The organism is Streptacidiphilus sp. BW17, assembly GCF_041262485.1.
In the GTDB taxonomy this organism is placed as follows: domain Bacteria; phylum Actinomycetota; class Actinomycetes; order Streptomycetales; family Streptomycetaceae; genus Streptacidiphilus.
On record NZ_JBGCCR010000006.1, the window covers coordinates 126,136 to 147,937 of the forward strand.

At 71.0% G+C, this 21,802-nt stretch carries 17 protein-coding genes; 12 read left to right on the forward strand and 5 right to left on the reverse strand.

What is annotated here, in order from left to right; all coding sequences use genetic code 11:
* Positions 1-147 precede the first annotated feature (147 nt).
* On the forward strand, positions 148-393 hold the full coding sequence (locus ABH940_RS09840; RefSeq protein ID WP_370068543.1) for a hypothetical protein: 246 nt from the start codon (positions 148-150) through the stop codon (positions 391-393).
* A gap of 100 nt (positions 394-493) precedes the next feature.
* On the forward strand, positions 494-1,480 hold the full coding sequence (locus ABH940_RS09845; protein WP_370068545.1) for an LLM class flavin-dependent oxidoreductase: 987 nt from the start codon (positions 494-496) through the stop codon (positions 1,478-1,480).
* A gap of 79 nt (positions 1,481-1,559) precedes the next feature.
* Here the strand turns inward: ABH940_RS09845 and ABH940_RS09850 are convergent, their stop codons facing one another.
* The gene (locus tag ABH940_RS09850) at positions 1,560-2,198 is read right to left on the reverse strand and encodes a TetR/AcrR family transcriptional regulator (protein WP_370068547.1); all 639 of its coding nucleotides are present in this window, start codon (positions 2,196-2,198) and stop codon (positions 1,560-1,562) included.
* A 113-nt stretch (positions 2,199-2,311) separates the two neighbouring features.
* Here ABH940_RS09850 and ABH940_RS09855 point away from each other — a divergent pair, with 113 nt between their 5' ends.
* The 10 genes from ABH940_RS09855 (at position 2,312) to ABH940_RS09900 (ending at position 15,701) form a co-directional block, all read left to right on the forward strand.
* Positions 2,312-3,685, forward strand: coding sequence for a GH1 family beta-glucosidase (locus ABH940_RS09855; protein ID WP_370068549.1), 1,374 nt, complete (start codon positions 2,312-2,314; stop codon positions 3,683-3,685).
* A 48-nt stretch (positions 3,686-3,733) separates the two neighbouring features.
* Complete coding sequence (locus tag ABH940_RS09860; RefSeq protein ID WP_370068551.1) at positions 3,734-4,654, forward strand: GNAT family N-acetyltransferase; 921 nt, start codon at positions 3,734-3,736, stop codon at positions 4,652-4,654.
* Positions 4,655-4,780: 126 nt separating this feature from the next.
* Complete coding sequence (locus tag ABH940_RS09865) at positions 4,781-6,046, forward strand: MFS transporter (protein WP_370068553.1); 1,266 nt, start codon at positions 4,781-4,783, stop codon at positions 6,044-6,046.
* A 237-nt stretch (positions 6,047-6,283) separates the two neighbouring features.
* Positions 6,284-7,456, forward strand: a complete 1,173-nt coding sequence (locus ABH940_RS09870; RefSeq protein ID WP_370068682.1) for an ROK family protein — start codon at positions 6,284-6,286, stop codon at positions 7,454-7,456.
* Between the two features lie 169 nt (positions 7,457-7,625).
* On the forward strand, positions 7,626-8,732 hold the full coding sequence (locus ABH940_RS09875; protein ID WP_370068555.1) for a substrate-binding domain-containing protein: 1,107 nt from the start codon (positions 7,626-7,628) through the stop codon (positions 8,730-8,732).
* A 118-nt stretch (positions 8,733-8,850) separates the two neighbouring features.
* Complete coding sequence (locus tag ABH940_RS09880; RefSeq protein ID WP_370068557.1) at positions 8,851-9,639, forward strand: ATP-binding cassette domain-containing protein; 789 nt, start codon at positions 8,851-8,853, stop codon at positions 9,637-9,639.
* The gene (locus tag ABH940_RS09885) at positions 9,636-10,907 is read left to right on the forward strand and encodes a sugar ABC transporter permease (RefSeq protein WP_370068559.1); all 1,272 of its coding nucleotides are present in this window, start codon (positions 9,636-9,638) and stop codon (positions 10,905-10,907) included. The genes ABH940_RS09880 and ABH940_RS09885 overlap by 4 nt, the downstream gene beginning before the upstream one ends.
* Before the next feature lie 330 nt (positions 10,908-11,237).
* Positions 11,238-13,145 (forward strand): 1-deoxy-D-xylulose-5-phosphate synthase, encoded by a 1,908-nt coding sequence (gene dxs, locus ABH940_RS09890; RefSeq protein ID WP_370105072.1) that lies wholly within the window; start codon positions 11,238-11,240, stop codon positions 13,143-13,145.
* 81 nt (positions 13,146-13,226) lie between these two features.
* Positions 13,227-14,648 carry a glycosyltransferase family 39 protein gene (locus tag ABH940_RS09895; protein WP_370105073.1) on the forward strand — a complete coding sequence of 474 codons (1,422 nt, stop codon included), beginning with the start codon at positions 13,227-13,229 and terminating at the stop codon, positions 14,646-14,648.
* A 99-nt stretch (positions 14,649-14,747) separates the two neighbouring features.
* Positions 14,748-15,701, forward strand: coding sequence for a DsbA family protein (locus ABH940_RS09900; RefSeq protein WP_370105074.1), 954 nt, complete (start codon positions 14,748-14,750; stop codon positions 15,699-15,701).
* Positions 15,702-15,906: 205 nt separating this feature from the next.
* Here the strand turns inward: ABH940_RS09900 and ABH940_RS09905 are convergent, their stop codons facing one another.
* The 4 genes from ABH940_RS09905 to ABH940_RS09920 all read right to left on the reverse strand — a co-directional run bounded on the left by ABH940_RS09905 (position 15,907) and on the right by ABH940_RS09920 (position 21,773).
* A complete protein-coding gene (locus ABH940_RS09905) occupies positions 15,907-18,036 on the reverse strand; it encodes a 3-hydroxyacyl-CoA dehydrogenase NAD-binding domain-containing protein (protein WP_370068567.1) in 2,130 nt (709 codons plus the stop codon).
* Positions 18,036-19,259 carry an acetyl-CoA C-acyltransferase gene (locus ABH940_RS09910; protein ID WP_370068569.1) on the reverse strand — a complete coding sequence of 408 codons (1,224 nt, stop codon included), beginning with the start codon at positions 19,257-19,259 and terminating at the stop codon, positions 18,036-18,038. Before ABH940_RS09910 ends, ABH940_RS09905 begins: the two co-directional genes overlap by 1 nt.
* Before the next feature lie 159 nt (positions 19,260-19,418).
* Positions 19,419-20,810: an HRDC domain-containing protein gene (locus ABH940_RS09915; RefSeq protein ID WP_370068571.1), complete on the reverse strand. Its 1,392-nt coding sequence runs from the start codon at positions 20,808-20,810 to the stop codon at positions 19,419-19,421.
* Between the two features lie 231 nt (positions 20,811-21,041).
* A complete protein-coding gene (locus ABH940_RS09920) occupies positions 21,042-21,773 on the reverse strand; it encodes a LuxR C-terminal-related transcriptional regulator (RefSeq protein ID WP_370068573.1) in 732 nt (243 codons plus the stop codon).
* Between the last annotated feature and the right edge of the window lie 29 nt (positions 21,774-21,802).

Consider the following 21,802-nt stretch of genomic DNA (forward strand, 5'->3'; position numbering starts at 1 on the left):
TATGTTCCTATACTGGAGGAGTGAACACCTCCCCTGTCCCTCCCGGCTGGCCAGAACGCGTCCAGCCACCCGGCAGTCCCGGCTGGGAGGAATCCGCCAGGAGGTGGCTTTTACGACCAGGCCCCCGGGGAGTGGCGGCGGTACCACGTGCTCTACAAGCACCCGCTGATGCTCGCCCGCGACGTGCGCTACCTCGCCGAAGGCTCGCTGCAGGCCGCGAGGTCCGCGTACTCGCGCGCGCGGGTGGAGCTCGCCGACCACTTCGAGCCGCATGCCATCGAGGAGCGGTTGCGCGCGTATGCCGAGGAGGGCGCTCGGCTCAACCTTCTGGTGCGCCAGGTGCAGTCGGTCGAGGACGCCCTCTCGGGGGTGCGCTGGGTGCCCCGTCTGTGAGTGGTGATTTCTCTTGTTCTCTCACGCGGCCGGTGGTACCCATCTCGCATAGCTGAGCTGACTATCCGTCAGTTTGCGGTGCTCGGAAGGGACCAGGCCAGTGACCGTCACCACGCTGCGCTTCAACCAGGTCGCCCCCGGCCTGGACCGCAAGGACGTTGCCGCCCGCTACCGCGCCACCGTCGAGATGGCCGTCCATGCGGAGGCGCACGGCTTCGACCTGATCACGCTGGAGGAGCACCACGGTGTCGACGACGGCTGGAGCCCCGCGCCCATCACGACGGCGGCGGCGATCGCGGGGGCGACCAGCCGGATCCCGATGATGCTCTGCGCGCTGATCACCCCGCTCTACGACCCGCTGCGGCTGGCCGAGGAGCTCACCGTGCTGGACCATCTCGGCGACGGGCGGGTCACCACCGTCGCGGGGATCGGCTACCGGCCGGCCGAGTACGCGCTGATGGGCGTCGAGTGGAAGGAGCGCGGCCGGATCCAGGACGAGGTGCTGGAGACGCTGCTTGCGGCCTGGTCCGGCGAGGAGTTCGAGCACCGGGGCCGCAGGGTGCGGCTCACGCCGCCGCCGTTGACCGCGCCGCACCCGCCGCTGATCGTCGGCGGCTCCTCCAAGGCGGCCGTCCGCCGCGCGGTGCGCCTGCGGCTGCCGCTCTTCACGGCCGCCCACCTGCCCGAACTGGTCGAGTACTACGACGCGTTGGCCGCTGGCGCCGGCTGGGACGGCGGCTTCGTGCTGCTGCCGCCGGAACGCACGCGGATGCTCCACTGCACCGACGACCCGGACCGCGCCTGGGCCCGCTACGGCGAGCACTTCCTCCACGAGGCCCGGACGTACGCGTCCTGGCAGACGGCGGACATCCGCTCGGCGGTCTCCACCAAGGCGCTGACGGTGGATCAACTCCGGGCCGAGGGCGTGTACTGCTGCCTGACGCCCGAGCAGTGTGTCGCGGCTGCGGCGGAGGAAGGGGCGATGGGGACGCTGATGCTGCATCCGCTGTGCGGGGGCATGCCGGTCGAGGCGGGGTGGGAGAGCCTCCGGCTCTTCACGGACGAAGTGATGCCGCAGATCAGGTAGTTGCACTACGCAGTGGTACTGAGCAGGGGCAGTTGCACTACGCGGGGGCGCGCGCAACGCCCCTTGTGCCCAGGGCTGCTCAGTCCGTCGACGCGAGGTAGCCCCGCAAGAGGCGCTTGCACTCCGCGATCAGCACCGGGTCGCCTTCGGGATCGCTGCGGAACGCCAGCCGGAGGACCGCGTCCGCGCACTCCAGTGCGACGTGGAGCGAGACCCTCGCGGCCGCTCGGTCCGCGCCGCCGATCAGGTCGCCGAGGAGGAGCCAGAGGCGGTCCGCGACGGCGGCGTTGTTCTCCAGGACCGCGTCGAGCAGGTGGACGCTCTGGCTGTCCTCGCGGCCGACCGCGCCGAAGTCCACTACGCCGAAACCGGGGACGGCGCGGTGCATGGCGACGTACTCCTCGACCGCGAGGTCGACCAGGGTGGCGATGTCGGAGGGCCGCTCGGCCTCCATTCGCCGGGTGAGACGGTCCATGAAGTGTTCGAGATTGCGCTCCGCCAGCGCGCCCAGCAGCCCGTCGACGCCGGGGAAGAACTGGTACAGCGTCCCGATCGGGACCTCCGCGCGGCGGGCGACCTCCTTGGTGGTCAGCGCGGTGTAGCCGACCTCGTCGAGCAGCCGTGCGGTGGCGTCCAGGATCCGGTCGAAGCGTTCCTGGCTGCGCCGTTGCACGGGCCGACGGCGGACGATGCCTGCGGAGGACGCGGGAACGTGCATGGCCTCACTCTGCCTGATCGAGTGTACGCTTGGCGAGTCTCTAATATGAGTGTTTCTCATGTTCTTGCGTCTCCATGTTCCCGCCTGTGCTCGCTCGTGAGGGTGTGATCCGCATGTCGCCGACCCCGCCGACTTCCCAGGAGCCGAGGTTCCCCGCCTCCTTCGTCTGGGGTGCCTCGACCGCCGCGTACCAGATCGAGGGCGCCGCCGAGGAGGACGGAAAGGGCCGGTCGATCTGGGACGCCTTCGTCCGCCGACCGGGCGCGGTGCGCGACGGGCACACGGGCGACATCGCCTGCGACCACTACCACCGGTTTCCCGAGGATGTCGCGCTGATGCGGCAGTTGGGGCTGGACGCCTACCGCTTCTCGCTCTCCTGGCCGCGCGTGCTGCCCGCGGGTGAGGGGAAGGTCGAGCCGCGCGGGCTCGACTTCTACGACCGCCTCGTCGACGCCCTGCTCGAAGCGGGCGTCACGCCGACGCCCACCCTCTTCCACTGGGACCTCCCGCAGGCACTGGAGGACGGCGGCGGCTGGCTCGCCCGTGACACCGCGTACCGCTTCGGCGAGTACGCGGCGGTCGTCGCGGAACGGCTGGGCGACCGCGTCCGGCGGTGGATCACGCTGAATGAGCCCTTCGTGCACATGGCTTTCGGCTACGCCTTCGGCGTCCACGCTCCCGGGCGGGCGCTGCTGCTCGACGCGGTGCCGGTGGCGCACCACCAACTGCTCGGCCACGGCCTCGCGGTCGCCGCGCTGCGTGCGGCGGTGCCGGGTGCCGAGGTGCTGATCGCCAACAACTGCAGCCCGGTGCGCACGGCAGGCCGGGCCGAGGACCTCGCGGCGGCGGAGGTGTACGACGCGCTGCACAACCGGCTCTTCAACGACCCGCTGCTGCTGGGGCGTTACCCGGACCTGTCGGCGTTCGGGGTGGACGGTCCGAGCTGGGGCGGCGTGGTCAGGGACGGCGACATGGAGATCGTCGGCGCGCCGCTGGACGGGCTGGGGATCAACTACTACAACCCCACCTGGATCAGCGCTCCCAGCGAGGGCGCGGGTCTGCCCTTCGACCTGGTGGAGCCGCAGGAGGCCTACGAGCGCACCGCGTTCGACTGGCCGGTCGTGCCGGACGGGCTGACCGAGCTGCTGGTGGGACTGAAGCAGCGCTACGGCGCGGCACTCCCGCCGGTCTGGATCACCGAGAACGGCTGCTCCCAGCCCGCCGGGCCGGACGACCCGGCGCGCATCGCCTACCTGGCCGGGCACATCGCGGCGGTACGCGACGCGATGGACCAAGGGGTGGACGTGCGCGGCTACTTCACCTGGTCGCTGCTGGACAACTTCGAGTGGGCGGAGGGCTACCACCAGCGCTTCGGCCTGGTCGAGGTCGACTTCGACTCCCCGGAGCGGACCCGCACGCCGCGGGCGAGCTTCGACTGGTACCGGGCCTTCATCGCCGCGCAGCGACAGGCCGCGTCGCCGCGCTGACCAGTGTCGGGGCTCGTTCCGCGTGCGCGGCGCGAGTAGGGTGCGGCCATGGACCTCTCGTGGGACTTGCTGCGCCCCGTGATGCGTGTTCCCTACGTCCCGACTCTCGGCCCGATCCACCCGGATGCGCTCGGCCCGGACCTGCTCGCCGACGTGTTGGCGGTCGCTGGAACCGGGCGGTTCCTGCCGTACGACAAGGACCATCGTTGGTCGGGGGTGAAGGACGAGCGCATCATGCCGCAGGACGTCGAGCACGGCCCGGATCGGACGGTGATCCCGACGATCAGCCCCTGGGGACGCGGGATGGTGAAGGTGCACTACTTCGGCACTGACCCTGCGCCCGTGGCGGAGTTGCTGCAGTTTGCACGGAAGTTGGCCGCCCGCGAGGACGTCGACAGGGCGCGCGCGATCTGGTTCCGGCCCGACCGGCCCGACCAGCCGGAGCAGGTCGACCGGCCCGACCAGGCCGACCGGCCGGAGCGGCAGTCCGGCGTCGCCGTGACCCGCGTGCAGCTCAAGACCTTCCGCCCCGGCGAGAACGAGCCGGTCGACGGTGTCGAGGATCTGCGGCACCTGCCCGAGCAGGTCCGGGCCCGCTTCGCGGTGTTCGCCGAGCAGATGGCTGCGGACGGCTTCGCGTTCCTGTGGCGCCGGTTCCAGGCCGACGCCCAGACCGGACCCGTTCTGACGATCGTGTCCGGTGGACGGATCGTCGGGGCGATCGGACCGATGGAGACGATGAAGGACCCGGCCGGGCGCGTCCGTCTGCTGCCGCAGTACTTCGGTGTCCTGCCCGAGCAGCGCGGCCACGGCCACGGGCGCAGGCTGTGGCGCGCCGCGATGCACTGGGGGCAGTCCAGCGGCGCCGACTACCAGTTGCTGCTCACCCGACTCGGCGGCGCCTCCGACGCGCTGTGCCAGGCCGAGGGCCTCGACACGCTCGGCTTCGTCCACACCGCGAGTGCCTGACGGGCCGGCGGTGGCAAGAATGTGAGGACGCGACCCCTGTTCAAAGGGCTCTCCCGGTCCTAGACTCCGGCGAAAAACATGAGTCATGCTCATGAATGGGCTCATGAATTTCGTCGAGGAGTCGCCATGAAGCAAGCCGTGGAGCAGTCCGCGACTCCTTTCCCGGATGTCTTCGCCGAACCCGACGAGCGCGTGCGGGCGGGCTGGACCGGGGGACTGTCGCTCGCCACGCTCGCTGTCTTCATGGCGTTCATGACCCCGATCCAGATCCTGCTGCCGCTCCAGCTCGAACACATCGACCTGCACGGCAAGGACACCGCGCTCTCCGTCGTCACCGGCGTCGGCGCGCTCGTCGCGGTGCTCGCCAACCCGCTCGCCGGGGCGCTCTCGGACCGGACGACCAGCAGGTTCGGCCGGCGGCGGCCGTGGATCCTGGGCGGGGCCGTGGCGGGGGCCGTCGGGCTGGTGGTGACCGCCGCGCAGCACAGTCTGCTCGGGGTGACGCTCGGGTGGTGCGTCGCGCAGGCCGGGCTGAACGCGATGCTGGCCGGGGTGACCACCCCGATCGCGGACCGGGTGCCGGTCGCGCAGCGGGCGGAGGTCAGCGGCTGGACCGGGATCATGCAGTCGCTCGGGCTGGTGCTGGGCGCGCTGATCACCACGCTGCTGGTGACGGGGATCTGGTCCGGCTACGGCACGTTGGCGCTGCTGACCGTCGTGCTCGCGCTGCCGTTCGTGCTGCGCCACGGCGAGCCGGTGCTGCCGCGTGCGCTGCGGCCAGCCTGGGACGCCCGCGTGATCGCGCGGACGCTGTGGGTCAGCCCGCGCCGGTACCCGGACTTCGGCTGGGCCTGGCTGACCCGGTTCCTGATCAACCTGGGCAACGCGCTCGGCACCCTCTACCTGCTCTACTACCTCACCGACTCGGTGCACTACGCCGATCCGGGAACGGGCGTGCTGATCCTCACCGTGATCTACACCGTCTGCGCCGCGCTGACCGCGATCCCGGTCGGCGTGCTCTCGGACCGGCGCGGTCGGCGCAAGGGGCTGGTGCTGCTGTCGGCGGCGATCATGGCCGTGGCCGCGGTGATCCTGGCCCTGCTGCACAGCTGGGCGGCCGCCATGGTCGCCGCCGCCGTGCTGGGCGCGGGGTTCGGCGTCTACCTCGCGGTGGACCAGGCGCTGGTCACCCAGGTGCTGCCGCAGGCGCAGGACCGGGCCAAGGACCTCGGCGTGATCAACATCGCCAACTCCGGCCCGCAGGTCCTCGCCCCGGCCCTCGCGGCACCGGTCATCGCCCATGCCGGCGGCTACACCGGGCTCTACCTGGCGACGGCCCTGGTCACCGTGGCCGGCGGCCTCCTGGTCCGCCGGATCCGGGGCGTGGCCTGACGCCGCGCACCGCCTGAAGTCAGGCCCTGCCTTCGCCCGTCCCGGACCGCCTTCAGTCCGGGGTGGGCGCGTTTCAGCAACATTTAGGGCATCTCTTTCCCTTCACTCTTGACATGAGTTCACCCTGTTGGCTCTGCTTGAAGTTCAGAAGTTGTATTCAAGGCCGAATTCAAGGCCACGCAGAGGGCTCCGCCGCAAGGACGCGGCGCGGGCGGCGAGGATGGAACGCTCATGTCCGTGGAAACGCCGGGATCCCAGTCGTCGCTGCACCGGGCGAACCTGGAGCGCGTGCTCCGGGCGGTCCGGATGGCCGGCTCGCTGACCCAGGCCGAGATCGCGCGCAGCACCGGGCTGTCCGCCGCGACCGTGTCCAACATCGTCCGCGAGCTCAGCGAAGCCGGGACGGTCGTGGTCACGCCCACCTCCTCCGGTGGCCGGCGGGCCCGCAGCGTCTCGCTCAGCGCGGACGCGGGGATCGTCGTCGGCGTCGACTTCGGCCACTCCCACCTGCGGGTGGCCATCGGCAACCTGGCCCACCGGGTGCTCGCCGAGGAGAGCGAGCCGCTGGACACGGACGCCTCCGCCGAGCAGGGCTTCGGCCGCACCGAGCAGCTGGTCGCCCGGCTGCTGGAGCAGACCGGCTTCGCCCCGGAGAAGGTGATCGGTGTCGGCCTCGGCGTGCCCGGACCGATCGACGTGGAGACCGGCGCCCTCGGCTCGACCTCGATCCTGCCCGGTTGGAGCGGCATCTCCCCGGCCAAGGAGCTCTCCGCCCGGCTCGGCATGGCGGTCCGCGTCGACAACGACGCCAACCTGGGCGCGCTCGGCGAGCTGGTGTGGGGTGCTGGTCGCGGGCTGTCGGACCTCGCCTACATCAAGGTGGCCAGCGGCGTCGGCGCGGGCCTGGTGATCGCCGGTCAGATCTACCGCGGCCCCGGCGGCACGGCGGGCGAGATCGGGCACATCACCCTGGACGAGGCCGGACCGGTCTGTCGCTGCGGCAACCGCGGCTGCCTGGAGACGTTCGTCGGCGCCCGGCACATCCTCGGCCTGCTCCAGCAGAGCCACGGTCAGGACCTGAGCATCCCGAAGGTGGTCGAGCTGGCCCAGCGCGGTGACCTGGGCTGCCGTCGCGTGCTGGCCGACGCCGGACGCCAGATCGGCAGCGGCGTGGCGACCATGTGCAACCTGCTCAACCCGCGCCGGGTGATCCTCGGCGGCGACCTGGCCGAGGCCGGCGACCTGGTGCTGGACCCGATCCGCGAGTCGGTGGCGCGCTACGCGATCCCGAGCGCCGCGCGGCAGCTCTCCGTGGTGCCCGGCACGCTCGGCGGCCGGGCCGAGGTCCTTGGAGCCTTGGCGTTGGTGATGTCGGAAATGAGCGATTCCAACGCATTGCCGATGGGCTGAGGTTCGGCTTACAGGGGCTTGGTTGCCCCTGTGTCTTCAGGAAGATAACGAAAGGGTTCGGATTCAACAGAGTGCGGTTTTACTTATTGACGCCATCGGGGTGTGCGGGGTTGACTCCCTCACACCTCGGTCGCAACGTTGCGACCGCGTCAGGGAGGCACCCCACACGATGAACAGCACTCTGCGCCGCACGGTCGTGGTAACCACCGCCGTTTCCATAGCACTTGGTCTGGCCGCATGTGGCAAGGCCGGCAGCAGCTCCAGCTCTTCTTCCTCTTCCTCCTCCGGTTCGAGCGGCTCCCAGGTCATCGGCCTGCTGCTCCCGGAGAACCAGACCACCCGCTACGAGCAGTTCGACAAGCCGCTGTTCGAGGCCCAGGTCAAGCAGCTCGACCCGAGCGCGACCGTCCAGTACGACAACGCCGGCGGCAGTGCGCAGGTCCAGGCGCAGCAGGTGCAGACGATGATCAACCAGGGCGTCAAGGTCCTGGTCGTCGACGCCGAGGACGCCACCCAGATCAAGGCCTCCGTCGTGGCCGCCCACGCCAAGGGCATCAAGGTCGTGGCCTACGACCGCCTGGCCGAGGGCCCGATCGACGCCTACGTCTCCTTCGACAACGAGAAGGTCGGCGAGCTCCAGGGCCAGGGCCTGCTCAACGCCCTGGGCAGCAAGGCCACGCCGACCGCCAAGATCGTCGAGATCGACGGCGACTCGGCCGACCCGAACGCCGCCTACTTCAAGAAGGGCTTCCAGGAGGCCGTCGCGGGGAAGGTCAACATCGCCTACGACGCCTCGGGCCTGTGGAAGGCGGACGTCGCCGCGCAGAAGGCGACCGCTGCCATCAACCAGCTCGGCGCCGGCAACATCGCCGCCTTCTACTCGGCGAACGACGGCATGGCCGCCGGTATCGTCCAGTCGATGAAGACGGCCGGCCTGTCCGCGCTGCCGATCGGCGGTCAGGACGCCCAGCTCGACGCGATCCAGCGGATCGTGGCCGGAACCCAGGCGTACACGGTCTACAAGGCCTACAAGCCGGAGGCCGACGCCGCCGCCCAGCTGGCCGTGGACCTGCTGAACGGCACCAGCATCAGCTCGGTCGCCACCACGACCAGCACCAGCCTGTCCGGCGACAAGGCCCCCTCGGACCTGCTGCCCGCGGTCCTGGTCACCAAGGCCAACATCAAGTCCACCGTGGTCCAGGACGGCCTCTGGAGCGTCAGCCAGATCTGCACCGCTGACTACGCCGCCGCCTGCAAGGCCGCCGGCCTGCAGTAGGCCGCACCTTCCCCCTCGGCACGCCTGGTGCTGAGCTTTCGTCAGACGTCGTCCCCCGCGCGGTGATCCCGCGCGGGCGTCGACCAGCCCATCCGAGGCACCGGGTGGGCAGAAGGAGTTGGTTCACGTGACAAGCGCGCCCGTACTGGCGTTGCGCGGGGTCTCCAAGCGGTTCGGCGCGGTGCAGGCCCTCACCGACGTCGAGCTGGAGGTTCACGCCGGAGAGGTGGTGGCGCTGGTCGGTGACAACGGCGCCGGCAAGTCCACCCTGGTCAAGACGATCGCGGGCGTGCACCCGATCGACGAGGGCGAGATCGAGTGGGAGGGCACCCCCGTCTCGATCCAGCGTCCGCAGGACGCCCAGCAGCTCGGTGTGGCCACCGTCTACCAGGACCTCGCGCTCTGCGACAACCTGGACGTGGTCGGAAACCTGTTCCTCGGACGCGAGTTGAAGCGTCGCGGCACCCTCGACGAGGTGGCCATGGAGCAGAAGGCGCGGGAGCTGCTGGACACACTGTCCATCCGCATCCCGAGCGTGCGCATACCGATCGCCGGACTCTCCGGCGGTCAGCGCCAGGTCGTCGCGATCGCCCGCTCGCTGATCGGCGAGCCCAAGGTCGTGATCCTGGACGAGCCCACCGCGGCCCTCGGTGTCGAGCAGACCGCGCAGGTCCTCGACCTGGTCGAGCGGCTCCGCGAGCGGAACCTCGGCGTCATCCTGATCAGCCACAACATGGCCGACGTCCGCGCCGTCGCGGACACCGTCGCGGTGCTGCGGCTGGGCCGGAACAACGGCAGCTTCCCGGTCCAGGAGACCACCCAGGAGACCATCATCGCCGCGATCACCGGCGCCACCGAGAACGCGGTGACCCGGCGTCAGGCGCGCACGGCGGAGGCCGCGAAGTGAGCAACGACACCAAGACCCCCGCGACCCCCGCGCCGGAGTCCCCCGCCGTCGACCCTCGCCTGCTTCAGCGCGAGGCCGGACTGCAGGGCTACGTCAACGAGTTCGTCCGCAAGGTGCGCGGCGGTGAGCTGGGCTCGCTCCCGGTCATCATCGGCCTGATCGTCATCTGGGCGGTCTTCAGCCTCAACGACGGCAAGTTCTTCGCTCCCTCGACGGCCGAGTTCGTCGCCTACTACATGGTCGGCGTCGGTCTGCTCTCGATCGGCCTGGTCTTCGTCCTGCTGCTGGGTGAGATCGACCTCTCGGTCGGCTCGGTCAGCGGTCTGGCAGCGGCCTTCTTCGCCGTGATATCCGTCAACGACGGGCTGAACCCGTGGCTGGCGGTGCTGCTCACGCTGGCCGGCGGCGCGCTGGTCGGCGCGCTGCAGGGCTGGGTCTTCGCCAAGATCGGCGTGCCCGCGTTCGTGGTCACCCTGAGCGGCTTCCTCGCCTGGCAGGGCGTCATGCTCTGGCTGCTCGGCTCGACCGGCACGATCAACCTCCCGGACACCGGCCTGATCCACTTCCTGTCCGGCAACTCCTACTTCCTCGGCGGCGACATCTCCGGCGCCTACATCCTGGCCGCCCTGGCCGTCGCCTCGCTGGCGGTGGGCAGCTTCCTGGAGCAGGGCCGCCGTCGTAAGGCCGGTGTACCGTTCCGTGCGACCGGCGAGATCGTGCTGCGCTCCGTCCTGCTCGCCATCGGCGCCTTCGGGGTGGCGTATGTGCTGAACCAGGCCAGCGGTGTACCGAACGCGGCCGTGCTCTTCCTGGCGCTGCTGATCATCGCCGACTTCGTGCTCCGCCGCACCGCCTACGGCCGCAAGATCTTCGCGGTGGGTGGCAACATCGAGGCCAGCCGCCGCGCGGGCATCTCCGTCTCCGCGATCCGGATCTCGGTCTACGCGATCTCCGGCGCCTTCGCCGCCCTCGGCGGTCTGGCCATCGCGGCCGAGACCGGCGCGGCCGGCCAGGCGGGCTCCGACCCGAACAACCTGATGATGGCCATCGCCGCGGCTGTCATCGGCGGCACCAGCCTCTTCGGTGGTCGCGGCCGGGTCTGGTCCGCGCTGCTGGGCATGCTCGTGATCTCGTCGATCCAGAGCGGCCTGTACATGCTCGGCCTGAACCTCGACATCCAGTACATGATCATGGGCGTCGTGCTGCTCGCCGCCGTGGTCGTCGACTCGCTGTCGCGCCGCACCCAGAAGTCCTCCGGCCGCGGCTGAGGCTGCGACGACCCACCGACCGCAGGTGCTCGTTCGCCCGTTCGGGCGTACCGACGCCCGTCGGCCCTCCGCAACGCGAACCGGCCTCTTGAGGGGGAGGACCGGGTCGCGGGGCTGACGGACTGCAAGAAGGACCGCCCGGCACCGAACCGCTCCGGTGCCGGGTGGTCGCACGTTCCGGCCAAGGCGGCACTCCGGTCGGTCGCGTCACCGGGACAGGGCCGTAGACTGAGCGGATTCGGACAGACCCACGGTCGAGCCCGGAGTGAACGGGCGGCGGGCGAGGGCGCTCGCGGTCGCTCGCGGCCGACAGAGATAGAGGAGGAACGGGTGGCCCTGCTGACCCGCATTCGGGGACCGCGCGATCTTGACCGTCTCACCCCGGGACAGCTGGCCGTCCTGGCCGAGGAGATCCGGGGCTTCCTGGTCGAGGAGGTCTCCAAGACGGGCGGTCACCTCGGCCCGAACCTCGGCGTGGTGGAGCTCACCATCGCCCTGCACCGCGTCTTCGAGTCGCCGAAGGACCGGATCCTCTTCGACACCGGCCACCAGTCCTACGTCCACAAGATCCTCACCGGGCGTCAGGACTTCTCCAAGCTGCGCACCAAGGGCGGCCTCTCCGGCTACCCGTCGCGTGCCGAGTCCGAGCACGACGTGATCGAGAACTCGCACGCCTCCACCGTGCTCGGCTACGCGGACGGCCTGGCCAAGGCGAATCAGCTCCAAGGCCACGACGACCGCCACGTCGTCGCCGTCATCGGTGACGGCGCGTTGACCGGCGGTATGGCCTGGGAGGCGCTCAACAACATCGCCGAGTCGTCCGACCGCCCGGTGATCATCGTCGTCAACGACAACGAGCGCTCCTACTCGCCGACCATCGGCGGCCTGGCCAACCACCTGGCCACCCTGCGCACCACCCAGGGCTACGAGCGCTTCCTGGCCTGGGGCAAGGACGCACTGCAGCGCACCCCGGTCGTCGGCCAGTCGCTCTTCGAGACCCTGCACGGCGCCAAGAAGGGCCTCAAGGACTTCATCGCCCCACAGGGCATGTTCGAGGACCTCGGCCTCAAGTACGTCGGCCCGATCGACGGCCACGACGTCCAGGCCCTGGAGTCCGCGCTGCGTCGCGCCCGCGGCTTCGGCGGCCCCGTCATCGTCCACTGCCTCACCCAGAAGGGCCGCGGCTACCGCGCCGCCGAGCAGAACGAGGAGGACCGCTTCCACGCGGTCCCGGTGATCCACCCGGACACCGGCCTGCCGGTGAAGTCCTCCGGCGGCCAGGACTGGACCTCCGTCTTCGGCGAGGAGATGGTCGCCATCGGCCGCGAGCGCAAGGACGTGGTGGGTATCACCGCGGCCATGCTGCACCCGGTCGGCCTGGCGCCCTTCGCCAAGGAGTTCCCGGACCGCATCTACGACGTCGGCATCGCCGAGCAGCACGCCGCCGTCTCGGCGGCGGGCCTGGCCACGGGCGGCCTGCACCCGGTCGTCGCGGTCTACGCGACCTTCCTCAACCGCGCCTTCGACCAGGTGCTGATGGACGTCGCGCTGCACAAGTGCGGCGTGACCTTCGTCCTGGACCGCGCCGGTGTCACCGGCTCGGACGGCGCTTCGCACAACGGCATGTGGGACATGTCGATCCTCCAGGTCGTCCCCGGCCTGCGGCTGGCCGCGCCGCGTGACGCCGACCAGCTGCGCGCGCAGCTGCGCGAGGCGGTCGCGGTCGAGGACGCGCCGACGGTCGTCCGCTACTCCAAGGGCACGGTCGGCCCGGCGTTCCCGGCCGTCGCCCGGATCGGCGGGATGGACGTGCTGCGCGACGGTGCCGTTGACGGCGTTGATGCCGATGTCCTGATCGTCTCGGTCGGCGCGATGGCCCAGACCTGCCTCGACGCGGCGGAGAAGCTGGCCGCGCAGGGCATCAGCGCCACGGTCGTCGACCCGCGCTGGGTCAAGCCCGTCGACCCGGAGCTCGCGCCTCTGGCGGCGCGCCACCGTGCGGTCGTCACGGTCGAGGACAACGGCCGCGCGGGCGGCGTCGGCGCGGCGATCTCGCAGGCGCTCCGCGACGCGGGCGTCGACGTCCCGCTCCGGGATCTCGGGATCCCGCAGTCGTTCCTGGACCACGCGACGCGGGACCAGATCCTCGCCGAGATCGGCCTGACGGCCGACGGCGTGGCGGAGAAGACGGCAGCGCTGGTCGCGAAGGTCTCGCTGGACCCGGCAGCAGTGTTGTAGTTGCAACACCCAGGGGCGCGGGGAACTGCGCGAGATACCACCGGCATGCGGATGGCCCTGCGCGTTCGGGGCTCTACCGTCGTGGGTGGCTTGTCGCGCAGTTCCTCGCGCCCCTTGCGGAGTGCAGGGCTTCTCGCCGTCGTCGCCGTACTGACCCATCTCCCCTCCTTCCTACGGCCGTTCTGGAATCCCGACGAGGGCTACCTCGCCACCGAGGCGCGGATGCTGGCTGTCGGGGGGACGCTCTACACGACCGTCGTGGACCGGAAGCCGCCCTTGCTGCCGTGGCTCTACCAGGCCGCGTTCTGGGTCTTCGGCTCCGACTCCCTCTGGCCGCTGCGCGTCCTCGCGGTCCTCGCGCACCTCGCCACCGCGCTACTGCTCGCGTCCGTCGCGCGGCGGCGCTGGGGGCCGCGCGCGGCGCTGGTCGCGGGCGTGCTCGCGTTGCTGCTCAGCGTCGGGCTCTCGCCCGAGGACAGCCAGGCGGCGACCTTCGAGGTCTTCATGCTGCCCGCCACCGCCGCCGCGTTCTGGTGCGCGGACCGGCAGCGCTGGGCCGGCGCGGGGCTCGCGACCGCCGCAGCCGCGATGGTGAAGCAGACCGGGGGAGCGGTGCTGCTCCCCGTCCTCTTCCTTCTCCTCCGCCAACGCGACGGCCGTCGCGCCGCACTGGTACGCGTGCTGCTCGGCTCAACCGTGCCCGTCGCCGCGCTGGCCGTCCTGCTGGGGCCGCACGACTTCCTCTTCTGGGTCGTCTCCGGCAGCAGCGGCTACGCCTCGCTCGACGGGGCCTGGCTGACGGCGCTCGCCCGTGCTGCAGGTAACGCCGCGCTCCTCGGGGCCGCGGGGCTCGGCGTCCTGCTCGTCGTCGCCCGGGATCCGCGGACGTCGCTGCGGGAGGACGGCGACCTGTGGGTGTGGCTGGGCGGCTCCGCGCTCGGGGTGGTGACCGGGCTGCACTTCTTCGGCCACTACTACCTCCAGCTGGTCCCCCCGCTCGCCCTCCTCGGCGCCTCCGCACTGCACCGCGCGCCCACGCGCTGGACGCCGGCCGTGCTCGCCTGGAGCGCCGCCGCAGGCGCCGTGTTCGTCGTGCTGGGGCTGACGTGGTCGACCGCGTCGGTGACCCGCGTGCAGGCCGTCGCGCGGGCCGTCGACGCCCGGACCGGGCCAGGGCAGCCGGTGCTGGTCTGGGGGATGCACCCGGAGATCTACTGGCTCGCCGACCGCCCGCCCGCCAGCCGCTATCTGACGGCGGGTCTGCTGACCAACTTCGCCGGGGGCCGCGACGGTCGGGGAGTGGGGCTGGCTCAAGGCGTGAACGGCTCATGGCAGACTTTTGAACAGGAGATGCGTGAGCATCCGCCGGGCCTGTTCGTGGACGACTCCCAGGGCGCCCCGTATGGCCCGGATCACATCGCTCCACTTCAGGCCCTGTTGGCCGCCCACGGCACGAGGGTGGGCACGGTCGGCGGCGCGGTGCTTTATGAGTGGAAGCCGTGATCCAGTTGAAGGCTTCTTAACTCCGCATGACATGCTGAGTCCGATCCACGCGCGCTGACGCAGAAGTGCGGGGACACGAGTGGTTGAGGATGGGTGGAAGTGAGTAGCTCCCCGGACAAGGACCCGCAGCCGGCGGGTGCGTCCATGCGTACGACGCCGTGGACACGGTGGGCGGCCGTGAGCGGTGCGATCGTCGTGGTCTTCGTGATCGCGGGAATGATCGGTTCCGTGGTCCGCAGCAACAAGGAGTCGCAGCTGCAGCTCCCCACCGCCGCCGCAGGCCCGAGCGGTCTGGCCGTCCCCGCATACGGGCACGCGCCGGTCACCCTCAACCTCTACGAGGACATGCGGGACCCGAACTCGCTGAAGTTCGAGAACACCTACGGCGCCACGCTGCGCCAGCTGGTGGCCTCCGGTCAGGCGAACATCTACTACCGCGAGACCGACGGCATCGACGCCGCCCAGGGCGGCAGCGGTTCGCTCCAGGCGGGCAACGCGCTCGGCTGCGCGCAGGACTCGGCCAAGCCGGCGAACGCCTTCGCCGACTACCGCGCGGTGCTGCTGAACAACCAGCCGGCCGTGTCGGACGACGCCTTCGCCTCGACGAACCACCTGATCGACCTGTCCAAGAAGGTCAAGGACCTGGACACCGACGTCTTCCGCGCGTGCGTGACGGGCGGCGACCACAAGGTCTGGGTCAAGGACTCCACCTCGCTGCTCCAGAGCTCCAAGCTGGGCTCCGTGCCGCTGCTGACCATGCAGATCGGCGGCACCGTCAAGGACCCGGCCCCGGAGACGGTGCTGGCCTCCGCGACCCAGTCGATCAGCGTCAAGGACCTGGTCGCGCGCGTCACCGACGCTGCGATCGCGGCCTCGCCGACGGCCTCGGACATGCCGTCCATCCCGGTCACCAACGGCGCGACGCCGCAGGCGGCGGCCACCCCGAGCGCGACCGCCAGCGCGAGCCCGAGCGGTAGTGCCAAGGCCGCAGCGGACCACAAGAAGAAGGCGACGGCCTCGGCTTCTCCGTCCGCTACGTCTTCTTCGCACTGACCTGTAGTTGCACTACCAAGGGGCGCGGGGAACTGCGCGACAAGCCACCCACAGCAGATGGTCCTCAACGGTCAGGGCCATCCGCACAGGGTGGTTTCTCGCGCAGTTCCCCGCGCCCCTTGGTAGTGCATGGTCCTCGTCTGCAGAGAAAGGGGCGGCCCTCCGATCTCTCGGAGAGCCGCCCCTTGTGTGCTAGCTGCCGGCGTTACGCCGGGACGCTCGCCACGCCCTGGGCGAGGAAGCGCTTGCCGTTGACCCGCTCGGAGACGCCCTCACGGTCCAGGTACGGGGTGATCCCGCCCAGGTGGAAGGGCCAGCCCGCGCCGGTGATCAGGCACAGGTCGATGTCCTGCGCCTCGGCGACGACGCCCTCGTCCAGCATCAGCTGGATCTCCTGCGCCACCGCGTCGAGCGCGCGCTCGCGTACCTGCTCCTCGGTGAGAGCCTTGTCGCCGACCTGCAGCAGCGCCTCGACCTCGGGGTCGAGCTCCTGCTGGCCCGACGCCCAGGTGTAGAAGCCGCGCTTGCCGGCCTTGACCACGCGGCCCAGGTTCTCGGAGACGAAGAACCGCTCCGGGAAGGCCGCGTGCAGGGTCTCCGACACGTGCAGGGCGATGGCCGGGCCGACCAGCTCCAGCAGCACGATCGGGGACATCGGCAGGCCGAGCGGCTCGACGCCCTTCTCCGCCACGGCGATCGGCGTGCCCTCGTCGATGATCTGCTGGATCTCGCCCATGAAGCGGGTGAGGATCCGGTTCACCACGAACGCCGGAGCGTCCTTGACCAGGACGGCGGTCTTCTTCAGCTTCTTCGCGACACCGAACGCGGTGGCCAGCGACGCGTCGTCGGTCTGCTCGCCGCGGACGATCTCCAGCAGCGGCAGGACCGCGACCGGGTTGAAGAAGTGGAAGCCGACGACCCGCTCCGGGTGCTCGAGCTTCGACGCCATCTCGCTGACGGACAGCGAGGAGGTGTTGGTCGCCAGCACGCAGGTGGGCGAGACCACGGCCTCGACCTCGGCGAAGACCTGCTGCTTGACGCCCATCTCCTCGAAGACGGCCTCGATGACGAAGTCCGCGTCGCCGAAGGCGGCGGCCTTGTCCAGTGAGCCGGTCACGAGCGCCTTCAGGCGGTTCGCGTTGTCGCCGTTGACGCGGCCCTTGGCGAGCAGCTTGTCGATCTCGCCGTGGACGTAGCCGACACCCTTGTCGATGCGCGCCTGGTCGATGTCGGTGAGGACGACCGGCACCTGCAGGCGGCGGGCGAAGAGCAGAGCCAGCTGAGAGGCCATCAGACCCGCGCCGACGACGCCGACCTTGGTGATCGGGCGGGCCAGCGACTTGTCCGGCGCGCCGACCGGGCGCTTGCCGCGCTTCTGGACCAGGTTGAAGGCGTAGATGCCGGAGCGCAGTTCGCCACCCATGATCAGGTCGGCCAGCGCGGCGTCCTCGGCGTCGAAGCCCGCCTGCAGGTCGCCGTCCTTGACCTGGGCGATGATGTCCAGCGCCCGGTAGGCGGCCGGAGCAGCGCCGTGGACCTTGCCGTCGGCGACGGCGCGGCCCCAGGCGACGGCGTCGTCCCAGGCCTGGCCGCGGTCGATCTCGGGACGCTCGACGGTCACGGCGCCGGTGAGGACCTCGGCGGTCCACAGCAGCGACTGCTCGACGAAGTCGGCCGGCTCGAAGATCGCGTCCGCGATGCCCAGCTCGAAGACCTGCTTGCCCTTGAGCTGCTTGTTCTGGGCGAGCGAGTTCTCGATGATGACCTGGACGGCCTTGCCCGCGCCGATCAGGTTCGGCAGCAGTGTGCAGCCGCCCCAGCCCGGGACCAGGCCCAGGAAGCACTCCGGCAGCGAGAAGGCGGGGACGCCGGTGCTGACGGTGCGGTAGGTGCAGTGCAGGCCGACCTCGACGCCGCCGCCCATCGCCGCGCCGTTGTAGAAGGCGAAGGACGGGACGGGCAGGGCCGCGATCCGCTTGAAGACGTCGTGGCCGCCCTTGCCGATGGCCAGCGCGTCGCTGTGCTCCTTGAGCACCTCGACGCCCTTGAGGTCGGCGCCCACGGCGAAGATGAACGGCTTGCCGGTGATGCCGACGGCGACGATCTCGCCCGCCGCGGCCTCGCGCTCGACCTGGTCCAGCGCCTCGTTCAGCTTGGCGAGCGAGCCCGGGCCGAAGGTGGTCGGCTTGGTGTGGTCGAAGCCGTTGTCCAGGGTGATCAGCGCGAAGCGGCCGGCACCCAGGGGCAGGTCGAGGTGACGCACGTGAGCGGTCGTCACGACCTCGTCCGGGAACAGCTCGTGAGCCTTGAGCAGCTGCTCGGTGGTGGTGGTCATCACTTGCTCCCGTTACCGTCGAAGTGCGGGTTCTCCCAGATGACCGTCGCGCCCATGCCCATGCCGATGCACATGGAGGTCAGGCCGTAACGGACGTCCGGACGCTGCTCGAAGCGGCGGGCCAGCTGCGTCATCAGACGCACGCCGGAGGAGGCCAGCGGGTGGCCGAAGGCGATCGCGCCGCCGAACGGGTTGACCCGCTCGTCGTCGTCCGCGATGCCGAAGTGGTCGAGCATGGAGAGGACCTGGACGGCGAAGGCCTCGTTGATCTCGAACGCGCCGATGTCGGCGATCGTCAGACCGGCCTTGGCCAGCGCCTTCTCGGTCGCCGGGACCGGGCCGATACCCATGACCTCGGGCTCCACGCCGACGAAGGCGTAGGAGACCATGCGCATCTTGACCGGCAGGCCCAGCTCGCGCGCCACGTCCTCGGCGGCGATCAGGGAGGCGGTGGCGCCGTCGTTCAGACCGGCCGCGTTACCGGCGGTGATCCGGCCGTGCGGGCGGAACGGGGTCTTCAGACCCGTCAGCGACTCCAGCGTGGTGCCCGGACGCATCGGCTCGTCGGCCGTGGCCAGGCCCCAACCGGTCTCGCCGCCATCGGCGTTGGTGCGGCGGATCGCCACCGGCACCAGGTCGGGCTGGATGTTGTTGTCGGCGTAGGCCTTGGCGGCCTTCTCCTGGCTACGGACGGCGTAGGCGTCGCAGCGCTCCTTGGTCAGGTGCGGGAACCGGTCGTGCAGGTTCTCCGCGGTCATGCCCATGAACAGGGCGGACTCGTCGACCAGCTTCTCGGAGAGGAAGCGCGGGTTCGGGTCGACGCCCTCACCCATGGGGTGGCGGCCCATGTGCTCGACGCCACCGGCGAGGGCGATGTCGTAGGCACCGAAGGCGATGCCACCGGCCACGGACGTCACGGCGGTCATCGCGCCGGCGCACATACGGTCGATGGAGTAGCCCGGAACGGACTTCGGCAGGCCGGCCAGCAGAGCGGCCGAGCGGCCGAGGGTCAGGCCCTGGTCGCCGATCTGGGTGGTGGCGGCGATCGCGACCTCGTCCACGAGGGCCGGGTCCAGGTTCGGGTTCCGGCGCAGCAGCTCCCGGATCGCCTTGATCACCAGGTCGTCGGCGCGGGTCTCGGCGTAGATGCCCTTGGGGCCTGCCTTGCCGAAGGGGGTGCGGACGCCGTCGACGAAGACGACGTCCCTCGCGGTACGAGGCACGGTGGCTCTCCTCCCAAGCGCCCGTTCGAGAGCGGGCACGGTGCGGTCACAGAGGAACGGTCGCAGCCGACGGCGAAAAGGGCCCACGGATGCACGTCCCGACAGTGATGCTACCCGCCGGTAACCAACTGGCCAAGGAGGGGAGGAGTGAGCTCTGGGTCACTCCCTGCGCTGCGGCACGCCGTTCTTGGGTGCTGCGGCGCTCTCGATGGCCGCGTCGATGCCCGCGTCGGCGGCGGCTTCCGCGCTGCGAGCCGCCGAGTTCGCGCCCTTTCCGGGGACGACGACGGGCCGGGGCTCGGCCTTCGCGCCCGCGTAGGCCTTGGCGATGACCGGTGCGACCAGCTCCACCTGCCAGTCGCGTGCGCCGAGCGCGTGCAGCGCGTCCCCGACGGTGAGCGCCGTCGCGCTCTTGGGCGGAGTCCAGGAGACCCGGCGCACCAGCTCGGGGGTGATCAGGTTCTCCTGCGGCAGGTGCAGCTGCTCCGCGAGGGCGGTCACGGCGGAGCGGGCGGCGGAGAGACGGGCGGCGGCCAGCGGGTCCTTCTCGGCCCAGGCGCGGGGCGGCGGCGGTCCGTCGTGCGGCGCGGTGGCGGGCGGGAGCTGGTGCTCGGGAATGGTGCGGGCGGTCTCGATCGCCGCTATCCACTGCTCCAGCGCCCGCCGGTGCGCGCGCGGGCCGAAGCCCGGCACCGCCTGCAGCGCGGGGATCGTCGACGGCATCACCAGTGCGGCGGCCACGATCGCGGAGTCCGGCAGCACCCGCCCGGGGGAGACGTCGCGCTCGCGCGCCAGCTGGTCACGCGCCAGCCACAGCTCCCGCACGGCGGCGAGCTGCCGCCGACGGCGCACCTTGTGCACGCCCGACGTCCGTCGCCACGGATCCGTGCGCGGTCCCGCCGGGGGAGCGGCGACGATCGCCGCGAACTCCTGCAGGCCCCAGTCCAACTTGTTCTGCGACGCCAACTCCCGCTCCAGCGAGTCGCGGAGCTGCACCAGCACCTCGACGTCGAGCGCGGCGTAGCGCAGCCACGGCTCGGGCAGCGGACGCGTCGACCAGTCGACGGCGGAGTGTCCCTTCTCCAGGGTCAGCCCGAGCACGTTCTCGACCATCGGCCCGAGCCCGACCCGGGGGAAGCCGGCGAGCCGTCCGGCCAGCTCGGTGTCGAACAGGCGCGTCGGCCGCATGCCGAGCTCGGAGAGGCAGGGGAGGTCCTGCGTCGCGGCGTGCAGCACCCACTCGGTGTCGGCCAGCGCGGCCCCGAGGGAGGAGAGGTCCGGGCAGGCCACCGGGTCGATCAGCGTGCTGCCGGCGCCTTCGCGCCGCAGCTGAACCAGGTACGCGCGCTGTCCGTAGCGGTAGCCGGAGGCCCGCTCGGCGTCGATCGCGACGGGCCCGTGCCCGGCGGCGAAACGTTGCACTATCGCGGCGAGCGAGTCCGCGTCGGAGACGACGGGTGGGATGCCCTCACGCGGTTCCAGCAAGGGGACCGCCTGCCCGTGGGCGGTTTCGCTGGCGTCGTCGATGGCATCTTCACGGGCGTCGGTCACGCCCCCAAGCGTACGCCCGGACCACGACACCGCTCCCGCTGACGGAAGGACACGGGCGGGCGGGGAATGGATGGGCAAGTGGGGACCACGCACCACCTGGGGGTGGGGGTCTGGTGGCGTGCAACTTCCTCGCGCGCCCGTTTGGCGGCCTGCCAGCGCACGTCTCGGCCCCGCTTGCCGGGGAACGGGGAAGAAAGAAACGTTCCCTCGCAAGCGGGGCCGGGAGTCGGTCTAGTGGATGATGCCCGTCCGCAGCGCCACCGCGACCATCCCCGCACGGTCGCCCGTGCCGAGCTTGCGAGCGATGCGGGCCAGGTGGGACTTGACCGTCAGCGCGGAGAGGCCCATGGCGACGCCGATCGCCTTGTTCGACTGCCCCTCCGCGACCAGCCGCAGGACCTCGACCTCGCGGCCGGACAGCTCCCGGTACGCCTGCGGCGGAGCCGCCTGCGTCGCGCCGGGAGCGCCGTTCGGAGCGCCGGGGACGCCCGCGCCGACCGGCGCGCCCGGCATGCCGGGACGGCGGACGTGGCCGGACATGCCGGGCCGGAGCCCGCCCGTGCCGGGCATGCCCGGACGCTGCGGCATGCCGCTGCCGACGCGGGTACCGGTGACGACGTAGCCCTTCACGCCGCTGGCCAGCGCGCTCCGGACCGCACCGATGTCGTCGGCTGCGGAGAGGGCCAGCCCGTTGGGCCAGCCTGCGGCGCGGGTCTCGGCGAGGATCGCCAGTCCGGAGCCGTCGGGGAGATGGACATCGGCGACGCAGATGTCGCGTGGGGTTCCGACGCGCGGACGCGCTTCGGCGAGTGAGGACGCCTCGATCACGTCGCGCACGCCGAGGGCCCAGAGGTGCCGGGTGACCGTGCTGCGGACGCGAGGGTCGGCGATGACCACCATGGCGGTGGGCTTCGTCGGACGATAGGCGACCAGGTTTGCGGGGTGCTCAAGGAGAACGGACACCAGGCCTCCTGATTGAGAGGTGCCGGGAA

What these genes read in the sequence shown, in the direction of transcription:
- ABH940_RS09850 (WP_370068547.1), bottom strand. Translation starts at nt 2,198, where the DNA reads ATGCACGTTCCCGCGTCCTCCGCAGGCATCGTCCGCCGTCGGCCCGTG.
- ABH940_RS09855 (WP_370068549.1), top strand. Translation starts at nt 2,312, where the DNA reads ATGTCGCCGACCCCGCCGACTTCCCAGGAGCCGAGGTTCCCCGCCTCC.
- ABH940_RS09860 (WP_370068551.1), top strand. Translation starts at nt 3,734, where the DNA reads ATGGACCTCTCGTGGGACTTGCTGCGCCCCGTGATGCGTGTTCCCTAC.
- ABH940_RS09865 (WP_370068553.1), top strand. Translation starts at nt 4,781, where the DNA reads ATGAAGCAAGCCGTGGAGCAGTCCGCGACTCCTTTCCCGGATGTCTTC.
- ABH940_RS09875 (WP_370068555.1), top strand. Translation starts at nt 7,626, where the DNA reads ATGAACAGCACTCTGCGCCGCACGGTCGTGGTAACCACCGCCGTTTCC.
- ABH940_RS09905 (WP_370068567.1), bottom strand. Translation starts at nt 18,036, where the DNA reads ATGACCACCACCACCGAGCAGCTGCTCAAGGCTCACGAGCTGTTCCCG.